The organism is uncultured Porticoccus sp. (genome assembly GCF_963975625.1).
Taxonomy (GTDB): Bacteria; Pseudomonadota; Gammaproteobacteria; order Pseudomonadales; family Porticoccaceae; genus Porticoccus.
The window spans coordinates 407,900-434,002 of the sequence record NZ_CAXBHS010000001.1; the positions used below are offsets into that span (position 1 = coordinate 407,900).

22 protein-coding genes are annotated in these 26,103 nt (G+C 54.9%); 6 read left to right on the top strand and 16 right to left on the bottom strand.

What is annotated here, in order from left to right:
• Positions 1–77: 77 nt before the first annotated feature.
• Complete coding sequence (locus AACZ64_RS01925; protein ID WP_293613702.1) at positions 78–536, top strand: DUF4864 domain-containing protein; 459 nt, start codon at positions 78–80, stop codon at positions 534–536.
• A 151-nt stretch (positions 537–687) separates the two neighbouring features.
• On the opposite strand, the gene AACZ64_RS01930 is transcribed toward AACZ64_RS01925, so the two are convergent.
• The 11 genes from AACZ64_RS01930 to metG form a co-directional block, all read right to left on the bottom strand.
• A complete protein-coding gene (locus AACZ64_RS01930) occupies positions 688–2,502 on the bottom strand; it encodes a DEAD/DEAH box helicase (RefSeq protein WP_293613703.1) in 1,815 nt (604 codons plus the stop codon).
• 105 nt (positions 2,503–2,607) lie between these two features.
• Entirely contained in the window at positions 2,608–3,057 is a 450-nt protein-coding gene (locus AACZ64_RS01935) for a YaiI/YqxD family protein (protein ID WP_293613704.1), read from the bottom strand.
• Between the two features lie 19 nt (positions 3,058–3,076).
• On the bottom strand, positions 3,077–4,537 hold the full coding sequence (locus tag AACZ64_RS01940) for a DASS family sodium-coupled anion symporter (RefSeq protein ID WP_293613705.1): 1,461 nt from the start codon (positions 4,535–4,537) through the stop codon (positions 3,077–3,079).
• Positions 4,538–4,632: 95 nt separating this feature from the next.
• Positions 4,633–6,360 (bottom strand): thiamine pyrophosphate-binding protein, encoded by a 1,728-nt coding sequence (locus tag AACZ64_RS01945; RefSeq protein ID WP_293613706.1) that lies wholly within the window; start codon positions 6,358–6,360, stop codon positions 4,633–4,635.
• A 113-nt stretch (positions 6,361–6,473) separates the two neighbouring features.
• The gene (locus AACZ64_RS01950) at positions 6,474–7,190 is read right to left on the bottom strand and encodes an electron transport complex subunit E (RefSeq protein ID WP_036860917.1); all 717 of its coding nucleotides are present in this window, start codon (positions 7,188–7,190) and stop codon (positions 6,474–6,476) included.
• The gene (rsxG, locus tag AACZ64_RS01955; RefSeq protein WP_339639632.1) at positions 7,180–7,866 is read right to left on the bottom strand and encodes an electron transport complex subunit RsxG; all 687 of its coding nucleotides are present in this window, start codon (positions 7,864–7,866) and stop codon (positions 7,180–7,182) included. The genes AACZ64_RS01950 and rsxG overlap by 11 nt, the downstream gene beginning before the upstream one ends.
• Positions 7,863–8,930 carry an electron transport complex subunit RsxD gene (gene rsxD / locus AACZ64_RS01960; protein WP_293613709.1) on the bottom strand — a complete coding sequence of 356 codons (1,068 nt, stop codon included), beginning with the start codon at positions 8,928–8,930 and terminating at the stop codon, positions 7,863–7,865. Before rsxD ends, rsxG begins: the two co-directional genes overlap by 4 nt.
• A gap of 12 nt (positions 8,931–8,942) precedes the next feature.
• On the bottom strand, positions 8,943–11,453 hold the full coding sequence (gene rsxC / locus AACZ64_RS01965; protein ID WP_339639633.1) for an electron transport complex subunit RsxC: 2,511 nt from the start codon (positions 11,451–11,453) through the stop codon (positions 8,943–8,945).
• Positions 11,450–12,082: an electron transport complex subunit RsxB gene (gene rsxB / locus AACZ64_RS01970; protein WP_339639634.1), complete on the bottom strand. Its 633-nt coding sequence runs from the start codon at positions 12,080–12,082 to the stop codon at positions 11,450–11,452. The genes rsxC and rsxB overlap by 4 nt, the downstream gene beginning before the upstream one ends.
• Before the next feature lie 9 nt (positions 12,083–12,091).
• A complete protein-coding gene (rsxA, locus tag AACZ64_RS01975; protein ID WP_036860913.1) occupies positions 12,092–12,667 on the bottom strand; it encodes an electron transport complex subunit RsxA in 576 nt (191 codons plus the stop codon).
• 176 nt (positions 12,668–12,843) lie between these two features.
• Positions 12,844–14,865 carry a methionine--tRNA ligase gene (gene metG, locus AACZ64_RS01980; RefSeq protein ID WP_339639635.1) on the bottom strand — a complete coding sequence of 674 codons (2,022 nt, stop codon included), beginning with the start codon at positions 14,863–14,865 and terminating at the stop codon, positions 12,844–12,846.
• Between the two features lie 129 nt (positions 14,866–14,994).
• Here metG and apbC point away from each other — a divergent pair, with 129 nt between their 5' ends.
• The 4 genes from apbC (at position 14,995) to AACZ64_RS02000 (ending at position 18,546) form a co-directional block, all read left to right on the top strand.
• Positions 14,995–15,822 carry an iron-sulfur cluster carrier protein ApbC gene (gene apbC, locus AACZ64_RS01985; RefSeq protein WP_293613713.1) on the top strand — a complete coding sequence of 276 codons (828 nt, stop codon included), beginning with the start codon at positions 14,995–14,997 and terminating at the stop codon, positions 15,820–15,822.
• A 157-nt stretch (positions 15,823–15,979) separates the two neighbouring features.
• Positions 15,980–16,552, top strand: coding sequence for a dCTP deaminase (gene dcd / locus AACZ64_RS01990; RefSeq protein WP_272981128.1), 573 nt, complete (start codon positions 15,980–15,982; stop codon positions 16,550–16,552).
• A 558-nt stretch (positions 16,553–17,110) separates the two neighbouring features.
• Positions 17,111–17,650 carry a manganese efflux pump MntP family protein gene (locus tag AACZ64_RS01995; protein WP_293613714.1) on the top strand — a complete coding sequence of 180 codons (540 nt, stop codon included), beginning with the start codon at positions 17,111–17,113 and terminating at the stop codon, positions 17,648–17,650.
• A gap of 260 nt (positions 17,651–17,910) precedes the next feature.
• Positions 17,911–18,546, top strand: a complete 636-nt coding sequence (locus AACZ64_RS02000; RefSeq protein ID WP_293613715.1) for a hypothetical protein — start codon at positions 17,911–17,913, stop codon at positions 18,544–18,546.
• Positions 18,547–18,595: 49 nt separating this feature from the next.
• Here the strand turns inward: AACZ64_RS02000 and AACZ64_RS02005 are convergent, their stop codons facing one another.
• The gene (locus tag AACZ64_RS02005; RefSeq protein WP_293613716.1) at positions 18,596–20,635 is read right to left on the bottom strand and encodes an LTA synthase family protein; all 2,040 of its coding nucleotides are present in this window, start codon (positions 20,633–20,635) and stop codon (positions 18,596–18,598) included.
• 207 nt (positions 20,636–20,842) lie between these two features.
• On the opposite strand from AACZ64_RS02005, the gene AACZ64_RS02010 reads away from it, so the two are divergent.
• Positions 20,843–21,880, top strand: a complete 1,038-nt coding sequence (locus tag AACZ64_RS02010; RefSeq protein ID WP_293613717.1) for a CNNM domain-containing protein — start codon at positions 20,843–20,845, stop codon at positions 21,878–21,880.
• 100 nt (positions 21,881–21,980) lie between these two features.
• Here AACZ64_RS02010 and AACZ64_RS02015 read toward each other — a convergent pair whose 3' ends face one another.
• From AACZ64_RS02015 to AACZ64_RS02030, 4 genes are all read right to left on the bottom strand, one after another.
• A complete protein-coding gene (locus AACZ64_RS02015; RefSeq protein WP_293613718.1) occupies positions 21,981–24,116 on the bottom strand; it encodes a bifunctional diguanylate cyclase/phosphodiesterase in 2,136 nt (711 codons plus the stop codon).
• A 69-nt stretch (positions 24,117–24,185) separates the two neighbouring features.
• Positions 24,186–25,034 (bottom strand): DUF3014 domain-containing protein, encoded by an 849-nt coding sequence (locus AACZ64_RS02020; protein ID WP_293613719.1) that lies wholly within the window; start codon positions 25,032–25,034, stop codon positions 24,186–24,188.
• A gap of 3 nt (positions 25,035–25,037) precedes the next feature.
• Positions 25,038–25,262 (bottom strand): CDGSH iron-sulfur domain-containing protein, encoded by a 225-nt coding sequence (locus AACZ64_RS02025; protein WP_293613825.1) that lies wholly within the window; start codon positions 25,260–25,262, stop codon positions 25,038–25,040.
• 43 nt (positions 25,263–25,305) lie between these two features.
• Positions 25,306–26,052, bottom strand: a complete 747-nt coding sequence (locus AACZ64_RS02030; protein ID WP_293613720.1) for a DUF3108 domain-containing protein — start codon at positions 26,050–26,052, stop codon at positions 25,306–25,308.
• Positions 26,053–26,103: the final 51 nt, after the last annotated feature.

A 26,103-nucleotide genomic window follows, 5' to 3' on the forward strand; every position in this document is an offset into this window, starting at 1 on the left:
CCGGGTTCTAACCTCTGAGTTATGTGCCAATAACGGCGTACCGTATTTGGCCTGTTCAAGCGACCAGAGAAACCGCTATGGCAATTCAACGTTTCCACCTGATTTTCTGCAGTTCTGTCATCATTGCTATCTTTATGGCTCTGTTCCTCTCCCCTGCTGTCGCGGCCAAGGAAAACCTGTTGAGCGAGTCCGATCAGCAGGCAGTGCAACAGGTGATTGATGGTCAGATCTCGGCTTTCAAAACCGATGATTACAATACTGCCTACTCTTTTGCTGCGCCGAATGTCAGGCATGCATTCCCGTCGGTCCAGATGTTTATCGAGATGGTCCGCAGTCAGTATATGCCGCTCTACCGGCCTGCAGCCTATCTGTTTGGCAGGAATACCCTCTCGGAGGGCCGTGTTTACCAGGAGTTGATTGTCACTGACCCCAACCGCCAGCTATGGCAGATTATTTATACCCTTCGTCAGCAGGACGATAAGAGCTGGAAAGTGACAAATGTTGTGATGTACCCCTATGACGGCGTTTCCGCCTAGGTCGGCATTGCATATTGTCTCGCGACGTATTGCCGTCGTGAAATCGACGTTGTTGGTTGACTGATCCCGGTGTATAAATCGGGAAACATTTCCAGCACAAAAAACCGGGCTTTCCAGCCCGGTTTTTTTAGCCCGATTGTCCTCTAAAAAATTACTTTTTCGCCGATCGCGAGCCGCTTCGTTTTTGGGCGGCTTCCGGTTTCCTGGCCCGTGGTTTGCCGCCAGGTTTGGTTTTCAGTGACAGCTTTCCTTTCGATGGCGGTGGTCTATGACCACCTTCCCCTCCGAGTGGACTCAGTTTCATCGGTTGTTGGCAAACCCTGACCTTGTTCTTCAGGTGATTGAGCAGCTCAGGTGGCATGCCTTCGGGTAGGTCAACTGTACTGTGGTCGTCATACAGTTTGATTTGTCCGATATAACGGCTTTCAATGTCGGCTTCGTTGGCAATGGCGCCGACGATATCGCCGGGGGTGACCCCGTGGTTCTTGCCCACTTCCATGCGGTATGTGGTCATCTCAAATTCGCCGAACTCGTCGCGTTGCTTGCGTTTGTCGGTGGGTCTTTCCTTGCGTTTCTGGCTGCGGTCACGGGGTAAAGCATCAGATCTTTTGTCGCGACCAATGGATTTTTCGTGGCTGGCCACTTCAATTGACGCCAGTTTTGGAAAGAGTGGACGTTCCTGCTGCAGTTGCCATGCCATAGCCGCAGCGATATCAGACATGGACAGTTCACGGTCGTGCGCCATTCCTTCCAGCAACTCACGAAAACGGTCGAGATCCTGGGTATCGAGATTGCGCAGAATATGCTCCTGGAACTGCTGAACCCGCTGGGTGCTCACCTGTTCGCCGGTGGGCAGCTCCATTGACGTCACCTGCTGACCCGTTGATTTCTCAATGGCGCGCAGCAGATGCCGTTCTTTGGGGGCGACAAACAGGATTGCGCAACCCTCGCGACCGGCGCGACCGGTGCGACCAATCCGGTGCACATAGGATTCATTGTCGTAGGGAATGTCGTAGTTGACCACATGGCTGATGCGATCAACATCCAGACCCCGCGCTGCCACATCGGTGGCAACGACGATATCCACGTCACCTTTCTTCAGTCGATTGACGGTGCGCTCGCGCAGGGCCTGACTTAAATCACCGTTCAAGGCGGCGGCGGAGAACCCCCTCGCTTCCAGTTTTTCAGCGAGTTCGACGGTGGTGGATTTAGTGCGCACAAAAATCAGCATGCCATCAAATTCTTCCACTTCCAGAATCCGGGTGAGGGCATCCAGTTTATGGCGGCCCTGTACCATCAGATAGCGTTGGCTGATTCGTTCCACGGTACGGGTTTTGGCGGCGATACTGACTTCCCTGGCATCGCCGAGGTATTTCTTCACCACACGGCGAATAGCCGGGGGCATGGTGGCCGAAAACAGTGCGCGCTGACAGGTGGAAGGGGTTTCCGCCAGAATGGTTTCTACGTCGTCAATAAAGCCCATGCGCAACATTTCGTCTGCTTCGTCCAGCACCAGTGCGCGGAGTTTGCTCAGATCCAGACTGCGACGGCGCAAGTGATCCAGGATGCGTCCCGGCGTGCCGACAATCACCTGGACGCCACGCTGTAATCCCCGCAGTTGTCCGCGCATGTCCTGGCCACCGTAAATGGGTAACACATGGAAGCTCTTCAGGTGGCGCGCGTAGGTCTGGAAAGCCTCGGCAACCTGAATGGCCAGTTCCCTGGTAGGGGCCAGTACCAGAATCTGTGGTGCTGACTGGCTGCTATCCAGTCGGCTCAGTAGCGGCAGGGCAAAAGCTGCGGTTTTACCGGTGCCAGTTTGTGCGATACCGAGCAGGTTGGCACCTTCCAGCAGGATAGGGATACTCTGGGCCTGAATGGGAGAAGGCTGTTCATAACCGAGTTCCTGAACAGCCTGAAGCACTGGTTTGGAGATGCCCAGTGATGCAAAGTCGGGGGAAGACATAAATACGCCTGTATGGCCGTGGGCCGGATGAAAATAGGGGCGTAAGTATACGCGTATCGCTATGAGGGATAAAGAATTTTCCCCTCTCAGACATATGGAGAGGAACTATTTTGGCCTCGCTTCCAGCAGTCTGTCCAGTACATTGGCAAACTGCTGGCGCTCGCTATGACCGAGGCTGCCGGGGCCGCCTTTGACCTCACCCGTATTGCGCAGTTCTTCCATGAGGTTGCGCATGGCCAATCGCTGGCGGATATTGGCCGGGGTAAAGTGTTCGCCGCGTGGCCCGATCACCTGTGCGCCTTTCTCAACAGCTTCCGCAGCCAGAGGGATATCTCCAGTGACAACGATATCGCCGGGCAGAACCTGTTGAGCGATATAGTTGTCGGCCACATCAAACCCGCTCTCTACCTGTCGTGCTTTGATCAGTGGTGATGGGGGAACTTTCACCAGGTGATTCGCAACCAGTGTCAAAGGAACCTGGCAGCGCTGCGCTGCCCGAAACAGAATTTCCTTAATGGGGTTTGGGCAGGCATCGGCATCGACCCAGATATGCATTGGAACTCCTTGTTTTGGGCTAGCCAATCAAGCCGCTTTTCAATGTCAGGTGCAGGGTCAGCGTAATGACCAGTGCACCGCAAATATTGAGCCAGAATCCGGCTCTGGCCATTTGTGGAATACGGATAATATTGGCGCTGAACACAATGGCATTCGGTGGTGTGGCCACTGGCAGCATAAAGGCAAAACTGGCGGCAATGGTGGCGGGGATAATGATAGTCAGCGGATCAATGCCCAGTCCGATCGCCATGGCCGCAAAGATGGGTATCAGTGTCGTGGTGGTGGCTGTGTTGCTGGTGAGTTCGGTCAGGAAAATAACCAGAATGACCACCAGAAGCGTCACCACCAGCGATGACAATCCTTGAGCGCCTGCCAGCTGCAGCGCCAGTAACTCCCCTACACCTGTGCTACCGATGGCCCCCGCCAGTGCCAGCCCGCCACCGAACAGTAACAGTACCCCCCAGGGCACACGCATTGCCGTATCCCAGTCCATTAAAAATTCACGCTCTTTCAGGTTTACCGGAATGGTGAATAATAACAGGGTAGCGATGATGGCCACGCCGGTATCACTGAGTCCACCTAGCCAGGGCAGTTTTGTCAGCAGTGGCCGGGCAACCCAGCCCAAAGCCGTCAGCAGAAAAATAACAAGGGTTAATTTTGCGCCAAGGGTCCATGGCTCTGTGGGTTCGTGGAGAAATTTGCTATCGATGGGCGTTTTGCCCGGTGGGTATATACAGTGGGTCAACAGCCACCAGGTAAGTGGCACAAAGATCACTACCATAGGTAGGCCGATGCTGAGCCAGCGGGTAAAACTGATTTCAATACCGAGCTCTCTCTGGATAAACGAGACGGTGAACATATTTGGCACTGTGCCGATAATGGTCCCTACACCGCCGATCGAAGCAGCATAGGCCACTCCCAAAAGCAGGCAGAGACTGAAGTTTTCACGGTTGGGCGCACGTTTGTCCAGCAGCTGGATAATGCTGAGCAGCATCGGCAACATTACCAGTACGGTGGCTGTATTGGTGATCCACATGCTCATGGCGGCAGAGACAAACATGAACCCGCCGACCAGAGTTGCCGGTTTGGTCCCCACCAGCCGCAATATTGTAAAGGCAAAGCGGCGGTGTAAATGCCATCGCTCCAGTGCCAATGCCAGGATAAATCCTCCCAGAAACAGGAAAATCATCGGGTGGGCATAGGCTTTTGCGGTGGCATTGATATCACTGGCCCCGACCAAAGGCAGCAGGGCGAGTGGCAAAAGTGCTGTCGCATAGATAGGGATGGCTTCCGTTAGCCACCAGACTGCCATCCAGGCGGCCAGACCGGCAGTGGCTCTGCCCGCCGTGCCGAGCACAATCGGGCTGTCATCCAGGGAGAGAGCCTGATCGGGGACTATTGTAAACACCAGTATGCCCAGCAGGGGGCCGGCAAGGATAGCTAACAGGCGAAACTGGCCGAGCCACAGAGTCGGGTTCATAGTCGGGTGCTTATTTTATTGGAAAACCGAGCCTAGCAGGCTTTGATGAACAGTTTAAGCGTCTTGTCCTGTCGGGTTTGTGCCTCTGTTGTCTCTCAGCCAATAATTTTTTCTTTCAGGGCGCGGGCAAACATTCTGGCCTTCGATGGATAGGCAAAGTGCTTTGGGCGGGTTGCCCGGATGCCTTCACTGAAGGCACTTTGTCGGCTGTAATCAATGAGGATGTCTATCATCACCGGCCTGTTTTCTGTCGCCAGAGAAAAGGCCGTATCCAGGGCCGATTCAATGTCGTCGTTGTCTTCAATGGCCACATATTCACAACCGATAGCATGGGCAAAAGATACCCAGTCCGCTTCACCGAGCTTGATCATCTGTGTTACCTGGCCGGGGAGTTGTCGGATCTCGCCAGATATCTCTCCATCGTTGAACAGGCAGTAAATGACACCGAGCTGATACTTGCTGGCGGTGAGGGCTTCCATTCCCGTCATCATCATCGCGGCGTCACCCACCAGGCCAATGACTGTGCACTGGGGATGGGCCATTTTCAGTGCGTTGGCTGCGGGCACACCATACCCCATGGCATTGAAATCGCCGGGACAGATAAAGCCCCCGGGATGATGGATCGGCAACAGCTCTGCAGCCAGAAACATGTGGTTGCCATCGTCGCAGGCCACCAGTGCATCATCTGGCATGTGCTGTCTCAGTGCGGTAAAAAAGCGGGCCGGATTGACCCGCTTGCCGGATTGTTTCTGCCAGTCAGCCAGATAGTTCCGCTTGTCGGTAGCGATTTTTGTGAGCAATGTGTTGTCAGGGGCTGAAGTCAGCACATGTTTTTTGATGGCCTCTGTCAGTGCTGCAGCCACGTCGGCCGCATCGCCAAGCAGAGTCAGCTCCGCCGGGTAATTGGCATTGAATACCGCCGGGTTGATATCCACATGGATCAAGGCCTCCGGCATGTTGAGACCGTAGTTGCCGGTGGGTATTTCCGAAAAACGGGTAGCGATTGCCAACAGACAGTCACAGTTTGCAAAGGCGTGTTGTGCCGCGGGTACAGCAGCGGGGCCAAAGCCCATGCCGGTATGCAGGGGGTGTCTGGCGGGAAATACGCTCAGCCCTTGCAGGGTAGTCGCAACCGGGGCATTCAGGTGGGTTGCCAGTCCCTGTATTGACTCACTTGCTTCGCGAGCACCCCAGCCAATCAAGATTCCCGGATGTTCAGCCTTTGCCAACATCCCGGCGGCCAGCTCGATGGCGGCCATATCCAGTGGGGGGGTGATGCGATGCCCATCGAAAACGGGCAGGGACCCGTCGTTATCGATGCTGTGGGTTTGCAGATTAATCGGAATTTCCACAAATACCGGGCCGGGCTCCCCTTCTATTGCGGTGCGGTAGGCCTCAAAAATGGTGGGCACAATGTCCGAGAGGTGTTCTACCAGATAGGTTGCTTTGGTGATCGGCGCCAATAGGGCACGGTGGTCGATATCCTGTCGCTGAAAACGGTGACTGGTCTGGTAATCAATACCCCCGGCAATCACCAGCATTGGAATGCCGCCGAGAAACGCTTCTCCAATCCCGCTTGCCGCATGGGTGACGCCGGCACCGGGGATAACCAGCAGTGTGCCAATCGACCTGGTTGTACGGCTGATGGCATCGGCCATAAAAGCAGCTGAGGCCTCGTGGGTCACCAGGGAGGGGGTGATGGTGTCGGACTGTTGGAGTTCAGTATAAATAGCCGTATTGTGAAAACCGGGTATCCCGAAGGTATGCGTGACCCCGATCTGTTCAAGTGCGTATCGAGTGAGCCAGGCGCCGGTCTTTTTCATTCGTCTCCCCAGATATCCTGAACTGCATACGGCTTGATGCTATGAGACGCGCGGGCCCGAGTCAACGTGGTAGTGTGGCGTTGTTCCCTGTCATCCGGTTTTGGCAAACAACCTCAGCTGATTGCACCGGTAGTTCTCACCCGTTTGGCGCCTTTGGTGACTGGTAACTGGCGCATCATCCTGCGTCGCTCAATACGACCGTCGATGACATTTTTCAGGGCGATCAGCATACCGGCCACCAGAAAAGCGCCGGGAGGCAAAATGATCACCAGAAACCCGTAACCATTGCCAAATAATTGCAGAGCCCAATTTTCCGCTATGGGGCCGAACAGCAGGTGCATGTTGGCAAACAGCGTGCCACTGCCCAGGATTTCCCTGATAGCCCCGATTGCAAGAAGCACCAGTCCGAAACCGGCACCCATCATCAGTCCATCCAGCGCGGAGGCCCCCACAGGATTCTTGCTGGCAAATGCCTCGGCGCGTCCCAGGATGGCACAGTTGGTGACAATCAACGGGATAAAAATACCCAAGATGACATACAGTTCATAGGTGAATGCCTGCATCAGCAATTCCGTGCAGGTGGTAAATGTGGCAATAATCATGACAAAAGCCGGAATCTTGACCGCTTCGGAAACCCGGTGGCGAATCATTGACACGACAATATTTGAGCCTACCAGTACCAGCATGGTGGCAAGACCCAAGCCCAGGGCATTCACCACTGAGCCTGTTACGGCCAGTAAGGGGCAAAGGCCAAGTAATTGAACCAGTGCAGCATTGTTTGTCCACAGGCCATTGCGGGTAATGTCGCGATAGCTGGTTTCATCCGCCATTTTTGGCATCCTCTTTCGCTGGTAGTGGGTTCGAAACTGGCCGTTGAGCGGCTTTCAGCAGTTGCTCCCGGTTTTCCTTAAAATATTGCAGAGACTTGCGCACCTGATTAACCACGGCTCGGGGAGTGATGGTGGCGCCGGTGAACTGGTCGAAATTTCCGCCGTCTTTTTTCACTTTCCATTTGTCAGGGGGCGGGTTGCGAAGTGATTTGCCGTTGAAGCCCAGAATCCAGTTACTCTTGTTCAGGTCGACCTTATCCCCCAGGCCGGGTGTTTCCCGGTGTGAAATCACTCGAACCCCCGCCACTGTACCATCCATATTGATACCGATAATCATCTGAATATCACCGCTGTAGCCATCCTTGGCCACCGAGGGCAGTATGACGGCGACCGGATCATCGCCCTTGCGGGCGATGTTGGCTAGGCCCTCTTCGACCCCGAGCATTGGCCAGAATTCGGCGGGGATGGCTACGGTATCCACCAGCAAATTGTTGGTGTGTCTGTCCAGCGGGACGATTTCCAGTAGGGCACGCTTGGCTACCTCCCGCTTGGCCTCGGCGATGGGTTCTTCCGTCCCGAGGTAGGTGACGGATAGCAGTGTTGCAGTAATCAGGGCAAACAGGCCCAACAGCAGGCTGTTGAAACTGATGGACCTGACCAGTGAAGCCATGCTCATTCCTTTTTCTCCGTAGCCCGGCGGGATTTTTTGTGGCCATAGGTCCGGGGCAGCGTGTAATTATCAATTAGAGGTGCGGCAAAATTCATTAATAGCACCGCGAAAGCTACGGCGTCCGGATAGCTGCCCCAACTGCGAATAATGAATATCAGTACCCCGATAAGCGCACCGAAAATCAGCCGACCACGGTTACTGGTGGCGGAACTGACCGGGTCAGTCAGAATAAAGAAAGCGCCCAGCATGGTGCCCCCAGAGAGCAGGTGCATGAGGGGTGAGCCGTGACTGGCAGAGCTGCCGCCGTCATAAAACAGCGCTGCACAGAGACTGAGACTGGCCAGCATGGCAACCGGGCCGTGCCAGGTAAACACCCGGCGATACAGTAAAAAACAACCCCCCAGTAAAAAGCCCAGATTGACCCATTCCCAGCCGGCCCCGGCCCAGCGGGCGAGACTGAACAGAGGGTCCTGCTCGTACAGTTGGGCGATCAGCAGACCGCTGTTTTGCCGGAGGGTGTCCAGTGGCGTTGCAGCGGTAAAGGCGTCCACCGTTCCAGCGCCGGGCAGTCCAAGGACGATTTGTAATGAGGCCAGAAACCCTGGCGGAGAGACGCCCTCTGCATACAGCGGTAGTGGTGCCGGCCATGCGGTCATCTGCACGGGAAAGGAAATCAGCAGCACCACGTAGCCCACCATGGCGGGGTTAAACGGGTTATAGCCCAGTCCACCGTAGAGGTGTTTGGCGATCAGGATAGCGAAGCTGGTGCCGACAACGACCACCCACCAGGGTGTCAGGGGCGGTAGGGCCAGTCCCAGCAGAACGGCGGTGACCAGTGCACTGTTGTCGCCCAGATAAAACATCACCGGGCGCTTGCGAAGACGCATCACCGCAGCTTCGCAGAGTACGGCTACGGAGCCAGCCAGCAGAATGTTGATCAGTGAGCCCCAGCCGAAAAACAGGGTCAGTGCGATCAGACCGGGAATGGTCGCGAGCAGTACCAGCCGCATCACCGAAGCCGTACTCTGGGCCGTGTGCGCATGGGGTGATGTGATTTTAAGCAACGCCATAGCGGGATCCGGTCAAGGGTGATATTCGGCGAGCTGTTGCTCGGCTTCGGTCAGTCTGACCTGCAGCTTTTCAGCGGCTGTACGCAGGCTGTCCACATGCTCGGAGCGTTCTGCTTCCGCGTCCCTCAGTTTGATACGGGCTTTCTCCAGCCTGCTTTTCAGGGAGGCGACAGTTTCGCGCAGTTTGTCCTCCTCGGACATGCTGGCCAGTTCGGCTACCCGTGCCTGTGCGCGGGCTATGGCCGATGAAGCGGCATCAGCGGTGTCGTCATCGGCAGTCGATGGCTGGGCAGTGACGGTGTTCAGTTGCTGTTGTGCGTCCAGTAGCTTGTTCTGTAATTTCTCCAGGCCAGCCTGCAGGGCATTGACGTGCTCTGACTCGCCGGCTCGTGCCTCGTCCAGTTTTGCTTTGGCTTTCTCAATGCGTCCCTCCAGAGCCACCACTGTCTGACGGAGCTGTTCCTCTGCCGGGAGATCGCGGGTGGCCGCTGCGCGGGCCTGGGCCCGTGCAATCGCGTTAGCCGCCGCATCGGTAGTTTCCTGGTTGACGGGCGTGTCGGGCGTATTGTCCGGGAGTGCCGCCAGTGCCTGCTGTGCGTCGGCCAGTTTGGCCTGTTGCTTCTCAAGACCGCTTGTCAGGGCAGCCTTCAGCGTCTCATCATCGCTGTCGATAATCTTCTGCCGAGTGACCGCAATCCGTTCCTTGCAGCTGGCAATTTTCTTTTCCAGCGTATCTCTGGGGCTGGCCTGTAGCCGTTCCATTACTTTATCGGTATCCGATGCCCCTGCAGTATTGTCGAGCTGTGCCCGTTTGCTGCGGGCGTCCTCGAGTCGTCGCCGGGCATCTTCGACGGCCGCCAGGGCCTGTTCCTGTTGCTGCTCCGTGCCTTCCTTGCGGATGGTCTCCAGCCGTTTCTCAACTGAATGTAAATGACTTTCTGCGCGGGCAATGCCGCGCTCCAGTCTGGCCTGCTGCTCTGCGGGAGAGGCCTGATGCTCGGCTGCACGTGCCATGGCGGTCTTGACAATGTCTTCGCTTTCCTGGGGCTTGTCGCTGCGCCCGGCAGTCATGGCCTTGGCCTGCTCAGCTGCCTGTTTACGGGCTTCCCGCTTGGCGGCTTTGGCCATTTCTTCCTGTTCCTTGCGGGCTTTCTGGAACTCGAATCGCGCTCTGGCCCGATCGGATTTGATTTTTTCCTGTGCCTGTTTGCGAATTTCACCTTTTGAGGCGCGGTAATACTGCACCAGAGGGATATTGCTCGGGCAGACATAGGAGCAGGCGCCACATTCAATGCAGTCGAACAGGTTGTGGGCTTCCAGCCGCTCGTGGTTGTGGGACTGGGCATACCAGAATAGCTGCTGAGGAAGTAGGCTGGCGGGACAGGCTTCCGCACACATGCCACAGCGAATGCAGGGCTGGGCCGGTGGTGGGGGCGGGGCTTCTTCCCACGACGCGGCGAGGATGCAATTTGTGGTTTTGATGACAGGTATGTCCGGGTCTGTGAGAGTGAAACCCATCATCGGACCACCCATGATCAGTCTGGAACAGTTGTTTTCATCAAAACCGTTATGGGCCAGTAGGTGCGTGATAGGTGTTCCGATCAACACCTCATAGTTCCGGTTGGTTGAGCAGGCTCGTCCGGTGACCGTTGTAATTCGCGAAATCAGCGGCTCGCCGAGATAAATTGCTTTTTGTACCGCGAAAGCCGTGCCCACATTCTGGCAGACAATGCCTATGTCGGCGGGTAGTCCACCGCTGGGGACTTCGCGGCCAGTGAGAATCTGAATGAGCTGTTTCTCGCCACCGGAGGGGTAGCGAGTGGGAAAACTGACCAGCTGAATGTGGGTGTCCCGGACAAAGGGCTCCAGTGCCGCGCGCGCCTCCGGTTTGTTGTCCTCAATGCCGATCAGGACTTCTTCCGGTCCGCCCAGGATATAGCTGAGGATCTGGATGCCCTCCACAATGGCTTCCGCCCGCTCGCGCATCAGCATGTCGTCGGCAGTGATATAGGGTTCGCACTCCGATCCGTTGATAATCAGGGTGCTAATGGTTTTGCGTGGAGTCAGTTTGACTGCCGATGGAAAACCGGCACCACCGAGACCAGCAATGCCGGCGTGGCGGATCATTTCCAGTAATTTGGCCGGGCTGTAGTCCTGAAAGGTGTACGTCGTATCGATGCCGACATGGTCAATCCACTGTTCCTTCCCGTCGGGGATCAACGTGACGCAGCGGGCCGCCATCCCCGAGGGGTGGGGGATCGGGTACTCACTGATATCGCTGATGGTGCCCGATGTGGGGGCGTGAACACCGACACTGACGAGTCCGCTGGGTTCTGCGAGCTCCTGTCCTTTGAGAACACGGTCTCCGGTGGCCACCAGCAGTTTGGCGGGCGCGCCGATATGCTGGTTGAGCGGGATGACCAGTTTTTCCGGCAAGGGGAGAACATCAATCGGTAGCTGTACCGACTGGTGCTTGTTTTCCGGAGGGTGGACGCCGCCGATCAGATCCCAGACCTTTCTCATGCCGCCTTGTCTCCCCGGTCCGTGGCGATGATCTCGGCAGGGTGTCTCTGAGCTTTAATCTGTTCCTCTGCGGGCGGAGGCATATCCCATGTCCAGTCAGACAACCCCTGGGGTACCGGGATCATATCAATGCAGTCCACCGGGCAGGGTTCTACACACAGGTCGCAACCGGTGCACTCGCTGGCGATCACCGTGTGCATCATCTTGGCTGCGCCGAGAATGGCATCCACCGGGCAGGCCTGGATACACTTGGTGCAGCCAATGCATTCGTCCTCGCGGATATACGCCACGGTTTTGACATCATTTTCCTCGCCATGCTCGGCATCGAGCGAGGGGGCTTCGACGCCCAATAAAGTGGCCAGCGAATTGATGGTGCTTTGGCCGCCGGGAGGACATTTGTTGATCGCATCGCCATTGGCGATAGCCTGGGCATAGGGTCTGCAGCCGGGATAGCCACATTGGCCGCACTGGGTCTGGGGTAACAGTTCGTCAATCTGTTGGACGATGGGGTCGCCTTCAATGCGGAATTTAATGGCGGCAAAGCCCAGCACGGCACCAAATACCAGTGCTAGCCCCACCAGTGCAACCAGTGCGGCGATCAGAGGGTTTTGCAATATCAACTCAATCACACAGAACCCCTATACCAACCCACTAAAGCCCATGAAGGCCAGTGACATCAAGCCGGCGGTAATCATGCCGATGGCGGCTCCGCGAAACGGGGTCGGCACATCGGCCACCGCCAGCCTTTCTCGCATGGCGGAAAACAGGATCAATACCAGCGAAAAGCCGATGGCGGCACCAAATCCATACAGTGTGGACTGGAACAGATTGTGGGCCTTCGCAGTATTCTGCAGCGCCACCCCGAGCACGGCACAATTGGTGGTGATCAGCGGTAGAAATACTCCCAGCACTCGGTACAGCAGTGGGCTGGTTTTTTCGATAAACATTTTTGTGAACTGCACGACCACTGCGATAACGAGAATAAAGGAAATTGTTTTCAGGTAGGTCAGGCCCAGCGGCTGAAGAATCCAGGTATTCACCAGGTAGCTGGACATGGCGGCGAGCGTCAGCACGAAAGTGGTGGCCCCAGCCATACCGATGGCGGTCTCCAGCTTGTTGGAGACCCCCATGAAAGGGCACAGGCCCAGAAACTGGACCAGAACAAAGTTGTTCACCAGGATGGCGCTGATCAGAATGACGGCAAATTCCTGCATTTCGTCCTGTCTCGTATGCAAAGGGAAATAATGTATACGCCAGCCATTATAGCGGCCTGTGCTACTGACTAATAAGCATAAAACATGAGCTGTTTAGTTTATTTGGCCATAAGGCATAGCGTTTAGTGATATGGCGACGTCGCTGTCGGCGGTTAATTCGAACAGACCCCAGGGTATCAGACGATCCGCTGCCCGGGTTGTGCGCCGCTGTCGGGAGACAACAAATAAATGCTCTGTTTGTCTCCGGCCGCCAGCACCATACCTTCCGACAGACCAAAACGCATTTTGCGCGGTGCCAGATTGGCTACCAGCACAGTCAACCTGCCCTCCAGGTCTTCTGGCTGATAGGCGGCCTTGATTCCGGAAAATACCGTGCGGGTTTCGCCGCCGATATCCAGTGTCAGTTGCAACAGCTTGTCGGCTCCCTCCACGGCATTTGCTGCCACAATGCGCGCTACACGCAGGTCGACCTTGATAAAATCCTCAAAACCGATTTCCGCCGCCAGCGGCTCTTCCATCAGTGGACCGGAGAGCGGTGCTGCAGTCGTTTCCGCCAGTATTTCTTTGCTGGCCTCCAGCATGGCGTTCACTCTGTCCGGATCTACCCGTTGCATCAACGGTTTGAAATTGTCGATGCGGTGGTTCAGCAGCGGTTCAATTTTAGCGGGCCAGTCCAACGGGCTATTAAGGAATGCTTCCGCATCTGCGGCCATCGCGGGCAGCACTGGCTTCAGGTAAATCATCAGGGCGCGGAACAGGTTGATACCGAGGGAGCAGATGTCCTGAACCTCTTGTTCGCGGCCTTCTTCTTTCGCCAGTTGCCAGGGTGCTTTCGCGGCAATATATTCGTTGGCTGCATCGGCAAGGGACATAATTTCGCGGATCGCTCTGCCGAATTCCCGTTGCTCATAGTAGTCGGCTATGCTGTCGGCAGCTGCCGAAACCCGTTGCCACAGGGCTTTATCCGCAATGCTGGCCGCCAACATGCCGTCGTTACCCTTGCTGACAAATTTGGCGCAACGACTGGCGATATTGATAACCTTGCCCACCAGATCGCTGTTGACCCGCTGGATAAAATCGTCCAGGTTCAGATCCAGATCATCCACGCCGGAGGAGAGCTTGGCAGCAAAATAATAGCGCAGGTATTCCGGGTTGAGATTGTCCAGATAGCTGCGGGCATTGATGAAAGTGCCACGGGATTTCGACATTTTCTTGCCGTTCACCGTCAGAAAGCCGTGTACGCAAACAGCTGTGGGGGTGCGAAAACCGGCACTGCTGAGCATGGCCGGCCAGAACAGGGCGTGAAAATTGACAATGTCCTTGCCGATAAAGTGATACAACTCGCTTTCGGCCTGTTCGCCCCAGAAGGTATCGAAATCGATACCTTCGCGTTCACAGAGATTCCTGAAACTGGCCATGTAGCCGATCGGCGCATCCAGCCAGACATAGAAATATTTGCCTGGCGCATCGGGGATTTCAAAGCCGAAATAGGGCGCATCGCGACTGATATCCCACTCGTGCAGACCACCCTCCAGCCATTCCCCGAGCTTGTTGGCCACCTCTTCCTGTACGTGACCGGCGCGGGTCCAGGTCTTGAGAAAGTCACTGAATTCCGGCAGCTTGAAAAAAAAGTGCGTGGAAGCTTTCTCTATGGGCGTCGCACCAGAGATGACCGACACCGGATTGATCAAGTCCGTTGGCGCATAGGTGGCTCCGCAGGCTTCGCAGTTATCGCCGTACTGGTCGTCAGTTTTGCACTTTGGGCAGGTGCCCTTGATATAGCGATCTGCCAAAAACAGATGTTTTTCCGGATCATAGGCCTGGGTGATTTCCCGTGTGGCAATATGACCGTTGTCCCGCAGGCGGGAATAGATCAGTGATGACAGCTCGCGGTTCTCCACAGAGTGGGTGGAGTGGTAGTTATCAAAGTCGATCAGAAATGCTGCAAAATCCTGCTGGTGTTCTGTCCGGACCTGGTCGATCAGTTCTTCGGAGCTGATGCCGAGTTGTTCTGCCTTGAGCATGATGGCGGTGCCGTGCGCATCATCGGCGCAGACGTAGTAACATTCATGGCCGCGCATTTTCTGGAAACGAACCCAGATATCTGTCTGAATGTATTCCACCAGATGCCCCAGATGGATTGAACCATTGGCATAGGGCAGGGCACTGGTAACAAGAATTTTTCGGCGTTCAGTCATGTTGGGAGCTGCTGTGGTTGGCGTTGGGAATCGACGCGGTCAAAAGCGGTTGTCATCGAATGCTGGTAAAGGGGCGCAACTATAACGGTTTTGTCCCGTTTTTTCATCCGTTGTCAAGGGGGATTTCGTATGGCTGATGTAACCATTCAGGACGGTTTGGCAGAGATCAAACATATTATCGGTGTGGCGTCCGGTAAAGGTGGTGTCGGCAAATCCACCACGGCGGTGAATCTGGCACTGGCATTGGCTGCCAACGGTGCCAAAGTCGGTATTCTGGATGCGGATATTTATGGCCCCAGTGTGCCGATGATGCTGGGTTTGCCCGACGGCACCCGGCCTCAGGTAGAGGAAGAAAAATACTTTTTGCCGGTGCCGGCCCACGGTATTGTATCTATGTCCATGGGTTACTTGGTCACCGAGCAGACACCCATGGTCTGGCGTGGACCAATGGCAACCGGCGCCTTGATGCAGATGCTCAACCAGACCCGTTGGGGTGCACTGGACTATCTGGTGGTGGATATGCCGCCGGGGACCGGCGATATTCAGCTGACCCTGGCCCAGAAGGCCCGTATGGCGGGTGCGGTGATAGTCACCACACCGCAGGATATTGCGTTACTGGATGCCCGCAAGGCGATTGAAATGTTCGGCAAGGTAAAGATTCCGGTATTGGGTATTGTGGAAAATATGGCAATGCATCGTTGCAGCCAGTGCGGTCATGAAGAGCCGGTCTTTGGTGAAGGCGGTGGTCAGCGGGTTGCAGCGCAATACCACACTGAGGTGCTGGGTTCCCTGCCGCTGGACCGGCTGATTCGGGAGCAGGTGGATGGCGGCAGACCCTCTGTGGTTGCGGAGCCGGAAGGCTCGGTTGCACAACGTTATGTTGAGATTGCCGCGCGTATCGCAGTGCTTCTGGCAGAGATTGACAGTTCTGGTGGCCCGCAAATCACGATTGAGTAACCGGTTCAAGATCGCCCTTTTTAGGACTTTGACCGGTTGATTCAAACCGGTATCATGGCCCACTTTCGGGCATACCGGGCATGCAGCAGCGAATTTTGAGGTGGTTGTTTGTAAGCCCATTCAGGGCCCCCGTCACTTTACTTGAGAGCATCACAGTATGAGCATCAAATCCGACAAGTGGATTACCCGTATGTCCAGAGAACACGGCATGATTGAGCCGTTTCAGGGGGCCCAGGTACGACAGCCCGATCCCAACGGCCAGAAAGTAATTTCCTACGGGGTGTCGAGCTATGGGTACGATGTGCGCTGTGCCGACAATTTCAAGATTTTCACCAATATCCACTCCAAAACAGTCGATCCAAAGAATTTCGACTCCGATGCTTTTGTGGATGTGAAGGGGGATTACTGCATTATCCCGCCCAACTCCTTCGCTCTGGCCAGCACGATCGAATACTTCCGTATACCACGCAATGTACTGACCATCTGTCTCGGTAAATCCACTTATGCCCGCTGCGGCATTATCGTCAATGTCACCCCGCTGGAACCGGAGTGGGAGGGTCACGTGACGCTGGAGTTTTCCAACACCACCAGCCTGCCGGCAAAGATTTATGCCAATGAAGGTGTCGCACAGATGCTGTTTTTTGAATCCGATGAAGTCTGTGAAATCTCTTATGCAGACCGGGGGGGGAAATACCAGGGGCAACGCGGGGTTACCCTGCCGAAAGCTTGATGGACAGGGTGCTGCAAAGCCTCGGCGCTGGCATTTGAGCGTTTATAAAGACGGTGAATGCGTCGTTGCCACCGCAAGGATGTAACAGAAAATCGCCACCGATATCAGGCTGAATAGTAACCGGGTGCCTGCCGTTCGGCCCCGTTTGATAGCATAAGTTCCCGTTCCAATATAGGCAACCAAAGCGATCAGCTTGGCGGTTAACCAGTTGTCGGCAAACGGATACTGGTGGCTGGCAACCATCAGATATAACGCGGAGGCCAGCAGCAGAGTATCGATAATGTGCGGTACGATTTTGGCCCAGGTCTGTTGCAGTTGTTGACCGACCAGACAGCCCGTACAGTAAACAGCGTAAGACTGAGTAAGGCGAGTGTGATGTGAGTGTTTTTCAGGATCAGGTACATAATATTATTCTGGCAGCAGTAAATTTGGGTCGGTGAATCTTAGCCTGCCTGGTCGGGTTATCCCAACCCGGCGACGGGGGTATGGTGCCACCGGGCTGTCTTTCCTGCGGTTTGCCACTGGTGGCAAACCCCGATGAGTTTAAGGGAATCGTTTGTGATTGAAGTCTTGTTTCTGGCCGTTGCATTGAGTATGGACGCATTTGCCGTGTCCATTGGCCTGGGTTCAAAGCACAAGGGCAAAGCCATTGCTCTGGCGTTGATGGCAGGCACTTATTTCGGTATTTTTCAGGCGCTGATGCCGCTGATAGGCTACTTGGGTGGTAAGGGTGTACTGGGCTGGATTGAGGCTTTTGCGCCATGGGTGGCATTTTTCCTGTTGCTGTTGATCGGCGGCAAGATGATTTACGAATCCTTTGCCGAGGGTATCGAAGAGGACATTGCCCATATCACCCATCGGGTGATGCTGATTCTGGCGATCGCCACCAGTATTGATGCCATGGCCGCCGGTTTTGCCCTGACCCTGTTGGATGTGGGGCCAATTCTGGCCTGCCTTATCATCGGTATCACCACTTTTATGTTCAGTATTCTCGGTATATTGGTCGGTATCAAAAGTGGCACCTGGTTGGAGAGTAAAGCGGAACTTTTTGGTGGCATCGTATTGATTTTAATCGGCTTTAAGGTGCTTTTGGCCTGAAAACTGGACTCGTCAAACTGATGGTCCAATGCCGGTTTCTCGGGGTGGCGACGTTTTTATTGCCATGCCGGGTATGGCATTTTTTCAGTTTCTCCAGCCTTTCCAAAAATCCGGTGGCCTATTGCTATTTAGTTGATTGGCGTCTGAAAGGCGCCTGCTGGCCTTGAGGCCGTCACGCTCTTGTCATACAACTGGCACAATAAACCTGCTATGGTCGGCCTTATTCTGAAGAAACCCATCAATATTCAGCGGATGTCGCCATGAATTTAGATACCCCGATTAGCAGTAACCGGCATAGATGGCTTGTGGTTGCCGCGGCCCTGGTCGTGATCGCCCTGGCTGTTATTGTCTTTGAATCCCCCGCGATTGCTGACCTGTCGGAAGAGAACCGTCACGAAGTGCCGACCTTGAAAGCGCAATGGCAAAAGGGTGAGGTGATCGTGTTGGTCAGACATCTGGAGCGCTGTGACAAAGAGGATGCTCCCTGTCTGGTTGGTACTGAAGGTATCACCGAACGATCCGTTGCTGAGGGGCAAGCGCTGGGTGAAGACTTTTACCGGCTGGGATTATTGAATAGTGACGTCTACAACAGTCCACTGGACCGCACGGCCCAGACGGAAAGTATTGTCTTCGGTGATCGCGGTTTAGATCAGGATTGGTTGTTCAAGTGTAAAAAAACCATCTTCAAGGACGCCATGGCAAAGAAGGCGCCCGGCAGAAACCTGATTATGGTGACCCACAGCAGCTGTATCGACAGTTTTGAAGAGTCCCTGGGCTACTCCAGTGAAACCCCTGAATACGGCACCTCCCTGTTTTTCAGCCCTGGCCCAAATAACAAGCTGGAAGTCCACGGTTTTCTCGAAATGGAAGACTGGGATCATACACTGGGTTTTTGATCGCCGATCTCCCGCCTGCCCTGATCCATTAGCCAACCCTGGCTTCTGACTACCCATGGTTGTTGCCCGGTTGTTTGTTCAAAGCTTTGCCGTCCCGGTTTTCCGCCGTCAGCACTAACGGTTTGCTTGGCATATCGTAGCGTTGTTGCCGGTACAGCCACGAGGGCATCAAGGCATGGGCCAGTGCTTCGCGGGTGTCACTTGCGGTGGCTTCGCCAGTGAGTTGCAGTTGCCTGGCCTCCGGGTCATAAACACCGCCCAGGGCGGACTGACCGGGTCGCAAAATCGTCACTTCCTGACCCTGCAGCAGGGCAAAATAATTCGCAAATTGCATCACGGCCCTGCCCGGGGAATGCTGTTCCTCAGGAATGGTCATATCGCGACCGATCATGGGTGTTTCTGCGTCTATGCCCAGCAGAGAGAGCAGGGTAGTGGGCATGTCAATCTGACTGGTGACACTGGTGATGCGCTTGGGTTCAATATCTGCACCCAGTATCAGACCGGGGATCTGAAAGCGCTCGATGGGCACGAGGCTGTCACCAAACACCTTCAAATCATGGTCGGCGATCACCAGAAACAGGGTATTTTGCCAATAGTCACTCTGCCTGGCCCGGTCAATATAGTTACCGAGCGCAAAGTCCGCATACTTCACGGCATTGGGGTAGGTTTGTTTTTCCGGGTTGTGCAGTTCGATCCGGCCATCGGGAAACTCGTAGGGCGAGTGATTGCTGGAGGTGAAGACCAGACCGAAGTAAGCCTCATCGTGTTGCTGTGCCTCACTGAGCCGTTGGTGGGTTTTTTCGAAGAGGTCTTCATCGGACACGCCCCAGCTACCGACGAAAGTGGGGTTTTCGTAATCCCGTTGATCAATGACCGACTGAAAGCCATTGCCGATGAAAAAGCTGGCCATATTGTCGAAGTGTGATTCACCGCCATAGATGAATTCCGTGGTGTAACCCTGCGTACCAAGCAGCTCGGCAATGGTGAAGAAGTTCTGTTGTGACAATGACAGCTTGACCACGCTACGGGCTCGCGTGGGCAAAAAACCGCTCACGGTTGCCTCAATGCCCCGGACAGACCGGGTGCCAGTGGAGTAGAGTTGCTCAAACCACCAGCCAAACTCCTTGAGTCTTTCCAGTTCCGGGGTGACCGGTATTTCACCACCCAGAGAGCCGACAAAGGTAGCACCCATGCTTTCTTCGAGGATGATCACCAGATTGAGTGGATTTTTGCGCGGGTGTGTGGCCTGGCGGTAATTGAGCGTCGGGAAGGGCCTGTCGCCATCGGGTTGCAGCCAGGGGTAAAGTTTGTCCAGTTGCTCCATGATTTCATCATTGCTGAGGGTGCCGTACACCTCGGCCGAGCGGTCTTCGTGTTTCAGGTTATAGAGTGCAAAGTACACAGACCAGGTGGAATTGATGATCAGACTGTTCACCAGTGGATCTGGCGTCAGTGCAAAGATGGCCGGATTGGCGGGGCGATGGCCCACCGAAGATCGCACCATCACCACCAGCAGTACAGCAACGACCGGCCAGGTCAGCCAAAGCTTCCAGAAAGGCCAGATTTTGTTGTAGGTCCCCAGCCAGTTTTTCATCAGGCGCGTGATGGCCCAGCCCGCCAGCGCTGTGATCAGTACCCCCAATAGCAGCGGCAGTCGAAAGTCACCCCAGAGGGTGGCGAATACTTCACGGGGGTATTTCAGGTATTCGACAAACAACCGGTTGGGCCGCAGGTCGTACTGTAGGATGAAAGCTGGTGTGGCGGCTTCCATAAACACCAGCAAGGTGATGGCGATGACACCCCATACCAGCACCAGCACTCGCCAGACCGGCCATGCCAGTCGCGTGGCCAGTATTGGCCCCAGCAATGCAAGTGGTGCCAGCAGCATGCCCATAATGATCAGGTCTGCCCGGATACCCTGACTGATCATCAGCCACAGGTCGGTTGCGGACGTCACCCGATCCCACTGCCAGGCGATCAGACCCAGCCGTGACAGGGATAAAACCGTCAGCCCTGTGAGTAACAGGAAGAGCAGTACCCCGTAGGGGCCAAACAGATTGAAAAAACGTGTGTGAAGAGGGCTTTTCATGGATTTGGGCACTTGGGTTCTGAGACACCTTTTTCGTAGGGGGCTTGTTTCAGGCTGCAGTCTAGCTGTCTGTACCTTAACGGAGCCTTAAGACCGGGCACGGTGGCTCCGTGATCCAGAGGCTGGATCCTTCTTCGAGCGGGGGAGAGTGCTTGGCGGGAGGGGGGGGGGATTTTAAAACCTTGCTGGATGCTCTAATCTGCTGCCATGACGTTGCTCATCGCCTTTGCCCTGTTATCCATTGCCGTCTCTTTCATCTGCTCGGTTCTCGAAGCTGCACTGCTGTCAATCACGCCCAGCTACATTGCGCAACAAAAGCTGGTGAACCCCAGGCTCCATGATCGGCTCGGCTATCTGAAAGAACAGATTGATCAGCCGCTGGCCGCCATCCTGACTTTGAATACGGTGGCCCATACGGTGGGTGCAACTGGTGTCGGTGCGCAGGTGGCGATAGTCTTTGGCAGTGGCTATCTGGGAATCGCCTCGGCGGTGATGACATTGCTTATTCTGGTGTTGTCAGAAATCATTCCGAAAACCATTGGTGCCCGCTATTGGCCGGTTATCGCGCCCTTTATGCCGATTACACTGAACAGCCTGATCACATTGTTGAGACCCTTTATCTGGTTGTCCGACCAGATCATGAAGCTGTTTGGCGGCGGCGGTCATGAGCCCGATATCCGTCAGGAGATCAAGGCGCTTACCGTGCTGGGAAGAGAACAGGACAAGCTGGATGACGATGAGCAAAGGGTGATTGGCAATATTCTTGATCTGCATGATGTGAGGGTGAAAGACATCATGACGCCGCGCACTGTCTGTGAAGTTGCCAGGCCGGATGAGTTGCTCAGCAGCTTCATTGAGCGGGTAAAAGTGGGCCAGTTTTCACGCTACCCGGTGCTGGACAGCAATGAGGTACCGATGGGCATGATCTTCCGTCACGAACTGTTGGACATCCAATGGCAGAAAACCGTCTCTGACCTGATGAAACCGGTCGAGGTGGTCTCGGAAAAATTGAGTGTGGAAGCGCTGATGTCACAATTGATCCATGATCGGCAACATATGCGGCTTGTCTATAATGAATACGGGGTCTGGTTGGGTCTGGTGACACTGGAGGATGTGATTGAAGCCGTGATTGGCCGGCCCATCATGGATGAGACGGATGATGTCCCCAGCATGAGACGTCTGGCCCGGCGGCGTTGGCAGTACAGACAGCGGTATTTTTCAGGTGCTCAGACAGAAGAGCCATAGCTGCTTCCGGTTTTAGCCGCGGGCCAATATCCCTGCCCTCCGGGTCAGATGCTTTTTATACCCGCCACATACGCCATTTTAATGTGATTTTCGTGAAAGGTTATTTTGGCTGTGCGGTTTTTAGCAAATCGAGAAAATCACTAGCCGGCAGCGGCTGGCTGAAGTAGTAGCCCTGGATAACATCGCAGCCTATTGTCTGGAGAAACTCAAACTCAGCATGAGTTTCAATGCCCTCTGCCACGACTTCCAGATTAAGAATATGGGCCATGGAAACAATAGCGCGGTAGATATCCCGACCGCGTTTGTCTGTTTCGATGCTTCTGGCGAAGACCTGGTCAATTTTAAGTTGATCCACGGGCATGTCCCTGAGATGCCGCAGGTTTGAGTAGCCACTGCCAAAATCATCAATGGCTATTTGTAGCCCCAGCGCCTTGAGTTGATTCAGGGTCGAGAGAAAGGTGGTTTCATCCTGTGCCAGGCAGCTCTCTGTGATCTCGAGTTCCAGCAGGGATGGAGAAAATGTATGTGCCTGCAGGGCGGTGTCGATGGTCTCAATCAGATCGGGTTGGTTGAACTGTCGCGGCGAGAGATTGACCGATACGGGAACTTGGTCAAAGCCTCTGTCTGCCCACTGCTGCAACTGCGCACAGGCCTGCTCAATGACCCATTTGCCGAGCGGTTCTATAATGCCGGTTTTTTCGGCCAGGGGAATAAAGCGGGCAGGTGAAATCAGTTGGCCGTCCCCCATTGGCCAGCGTATCAATGCCTCGGCGCCGATAATCTTACCCGACGAAATAGACATCTTGGGCTGGTAATACAGGACAAATCCGCCGGTGGACAGCGCGGTTCGCAGCTGCTGTTCCATCTCGAGATTGGCCGTGATGATCCTGTTCAGCTCTTCGGTGAAGAATTTATAGTTGTTGCGACCGGCCTCCTTGGCCTGGTACATGGCCATATCGGCCTGCTTGAGCAATTCATTGGCATCGGTGCTGTCATGGGGGTAGACGCTGACACCAATGCTGCAGGTCACCTCGATATTCCGATTGGCAACACAGCAGGGTGCCTGCACGATGTCCAGTATGCGTTTGACCAGATGTGACAGGGCGTCCGTGCTTGCCGTTTGGCTTGGGTTGTCAGGGGGGTAGGCCAGCAGCAATACAAACTCGTCGCCGCCGATACGCGCCACCGTATCGCCATCGCGAATGGATTTTCGCAGGCGGTCGGCAATCGCTTCAATCAGGCAGTCCCCCGCTGCATGACCGAGACTGTCATTGACGTTCTTGAACAGGTCCAGGTCGAGCAATACCACGGCCAGTTCGCCATCGCTCCGTCGGCCACTTTTTGTCAGTTGCTGTAGCCGGTCGAGCAGTAAAAGCCGGTTGGGCAAGTCGGTCAGGCTGTCATGAGTGGCCTGGTGAGAAATGCGCTGTTCATAGTATTTCCGCTCGGTGATATCCTCGACGGAACCCTCGAAATACAGCAGGCGCCCGTTCGGTCCGTATACCGTCCGTGCATTTTCCGAAATCCAGATTACAGAGCCGTCTTTCCTGAACACCTGTGATTCAAAGTTTTTGACCCCGCCATTACTTTGCATGAGTTGTACAAATGTCGCCCGCCTGCCGGGGTCGACGTACAACTGCTGGCTGATATTCTTGAGTGCCTGCTGCAGTTCGTCAGTTGTCTCGTAACCGTAAATCGTTGCCAGGGCGGGGTTGACGTTCAGGTAGTAGCCATCGGTGGTTGTCTGAAAAATACCCTCAATCGCATTTTCGAAGATACTTCGATAGCGATGCTCGGCCTCAACCATGGCCTCTTCATTTGCGTGGCGCTGGGTTATATCCTGAATGAAGCCATGCAGTGCGCCGGGATAACCATCCATGGAGACGCCCTGACCCCGCTCCCAGACCCAGCGTACGCTGCCATCCGCATGGTAGATTCGGTATTCGACATTGATGGAAATGCCTTTTTTTAGTGCATCGTCGATCGTTTCCCGCACCCGTTTGCGATCATCGATGTGCGTGATTTCCTCGTATGATATCCGGCTGTTGAGCAACAGGTCTTTTGCCGGGTAGCCGGTGAGTTTCAGACAGCCTTCACTGACAAAATCCATTGTCCAGTGGCTGTCCTGCCGACAGCAGTAAACCATGCCGTCTAGCTCGGACAGCAGCATTTCCAACAAAGGTTCACGCTGCAGTTCGTTGGAGGAGTGAACAGTATAGAGATTGAGGTCTGCCATGAAGCATGAGCAAGCAACTATCGTGCCGATGAGGCAGAGGGTGCGCGATCGATGACCTGATGGTGGGGACTAGTCCGCCAGCAGACTTTCCCGGAGTGCTCTGGCTTTGTCCTGAATCCGCCGGGTATGTTCGGGGCCCATGCGGATCAGCTGTTTTTGCAGGGCGGGCAGCGCCTCCAGTTTCGGGTCCGCGTATTTGTACTGCACGGAATCCTGCACCAGATAAACGGGCTGTAGAGGTAGCGGGGTGGCCAGAACCTGATCCAGTGCACTGATAACCGCTTTGTCTAGACTTTCAGAGGGATAGCCGAGCTCACCATAGGCCTGTTCAAGCAGTGGCCGAAGTAGATGAAAAAGCTTGGTCAGCTTTTCGTTGTCCATGGCTTCCAGGGTGTCGACCAGATAGTCGTAACGTTGATAGTTGGTCGGGCTGATCGAACGTTTTTGTCCATCCTGGACGACTGCGAAACTACCTTTCGGCGTGGGGGCTCTGAGCATTTTGCGCAATACGTCACCGCGGGATAGACCATCCAGCAGGCTGACCGTGCGGCGAAGGACATGGTTTGGAGGAAACCACTGACCCAGCTGGTCATTGGGGGTCAGCTCTGTAAATTGTCTGCGGGCGAATTCATCGCTGTCGTCCAGTGACGGCAGTTCCGACGTGGTCGGTTGTGGCGGTTGCTCGGGAACGGTTTCTTCAATGTCAGCGACCGGGTTTGTTGTCGCCGGTGTCGGGGCTGGCAATGCCGGGGTGCTGGCTTCAGGTGCTGTCATGGTGACGGGTGTTTCATCCGTCGGCGTGAGAAAAAAGTAGCTTAGCAGTGCCAGGCCCGCCAGCACGATGACCAAGCCAATCCACAGGGCAAGTTTGTTTCTGCCAGCTTCTCTTTCCGGACGCTCGTCGGGGTTGACCCTCATTGGTTACTCCTTGGTCAGCTGTGTATGGCTGCCATCACAAAGTGGCGGTGTGGCAGTACGTTTACAGGTGCAGAAGGCGACTTTGCCAGTTCTGGTTGCCTGCCAGGGTTTTGGTTCAAAGTCCGTGCCTGTGTGCGAGCCATCGCAGAATGGTTGATTGGCACTTTTCCCACAAGCACACCACCAATAGGTCTGCCCTTCTGTGACAGTCTGGATAATTGGTGTCATACCGCCCGGTTCTGGTGTTGTCACGGGGGATGCCCTCCCGGTGCTAGTGGCTGCCTGTGGTGATGGGTTTATTGTTCACTGTGCCTTCCTTCAGGGTGATGCGGTGGTCGTCATCATCCTCATTCTGCCAGATCTGCACCAGGAGATAATTCATTTGCGGCGCAAACCACATGTAGGTTTCCCGATCACTGTCTTTGCGGATGCGGTGAACCTTGACGGTATTGATCGGACCCAATGTGGTATCAACGATTTCCTCACCGATGATTTCGAAGTTGTACTGCTTTATTTTGCCGCGGTCAATCACCTGGTACTGCAGGGGGGTCTTACCCCTGATCAGGTCTCGTTGTAGCTGGATCTGATAGGTCAATTTGTCCAGGTAGTTACTGTCGAGCTTTACCTGTCGTTGTTTCTTTTTTTTCTGATAATTGGCAACACCCGCTGCCCGGTCGTAGGTTAGTGACTCATTTTTCTTGATGCCGAAAATATTGCGTTCGTAGGTGTACTGTTGCCCGAGAATGTTGCCTGCTGAGTCAATTTTGAAAGTACCCTTCTCGGTAATGCTGGCCAGTAGGGTGTCAGCTTTGCTCACCAGTTTATAACTGTCCCCTTCCCTGGCCAGATACCGCTCCGCCTGGATATCCATACCCTTGATGGTGGCATCGTAGACGAGATGATAGGGGACCAGAGCCGGCTCTTTTGTTTCAGCGAGACACAGGCCAGAAAACAGTGATAACAGAATCAGGCCTGTCAGAGGAATGGGGGATCGGACGTGGCGGCGAGTGTAGCGCATTAACTGTGAGTTCCCTCAATTGTTGATATTGGCAGTTTGTCAGACTCTTTG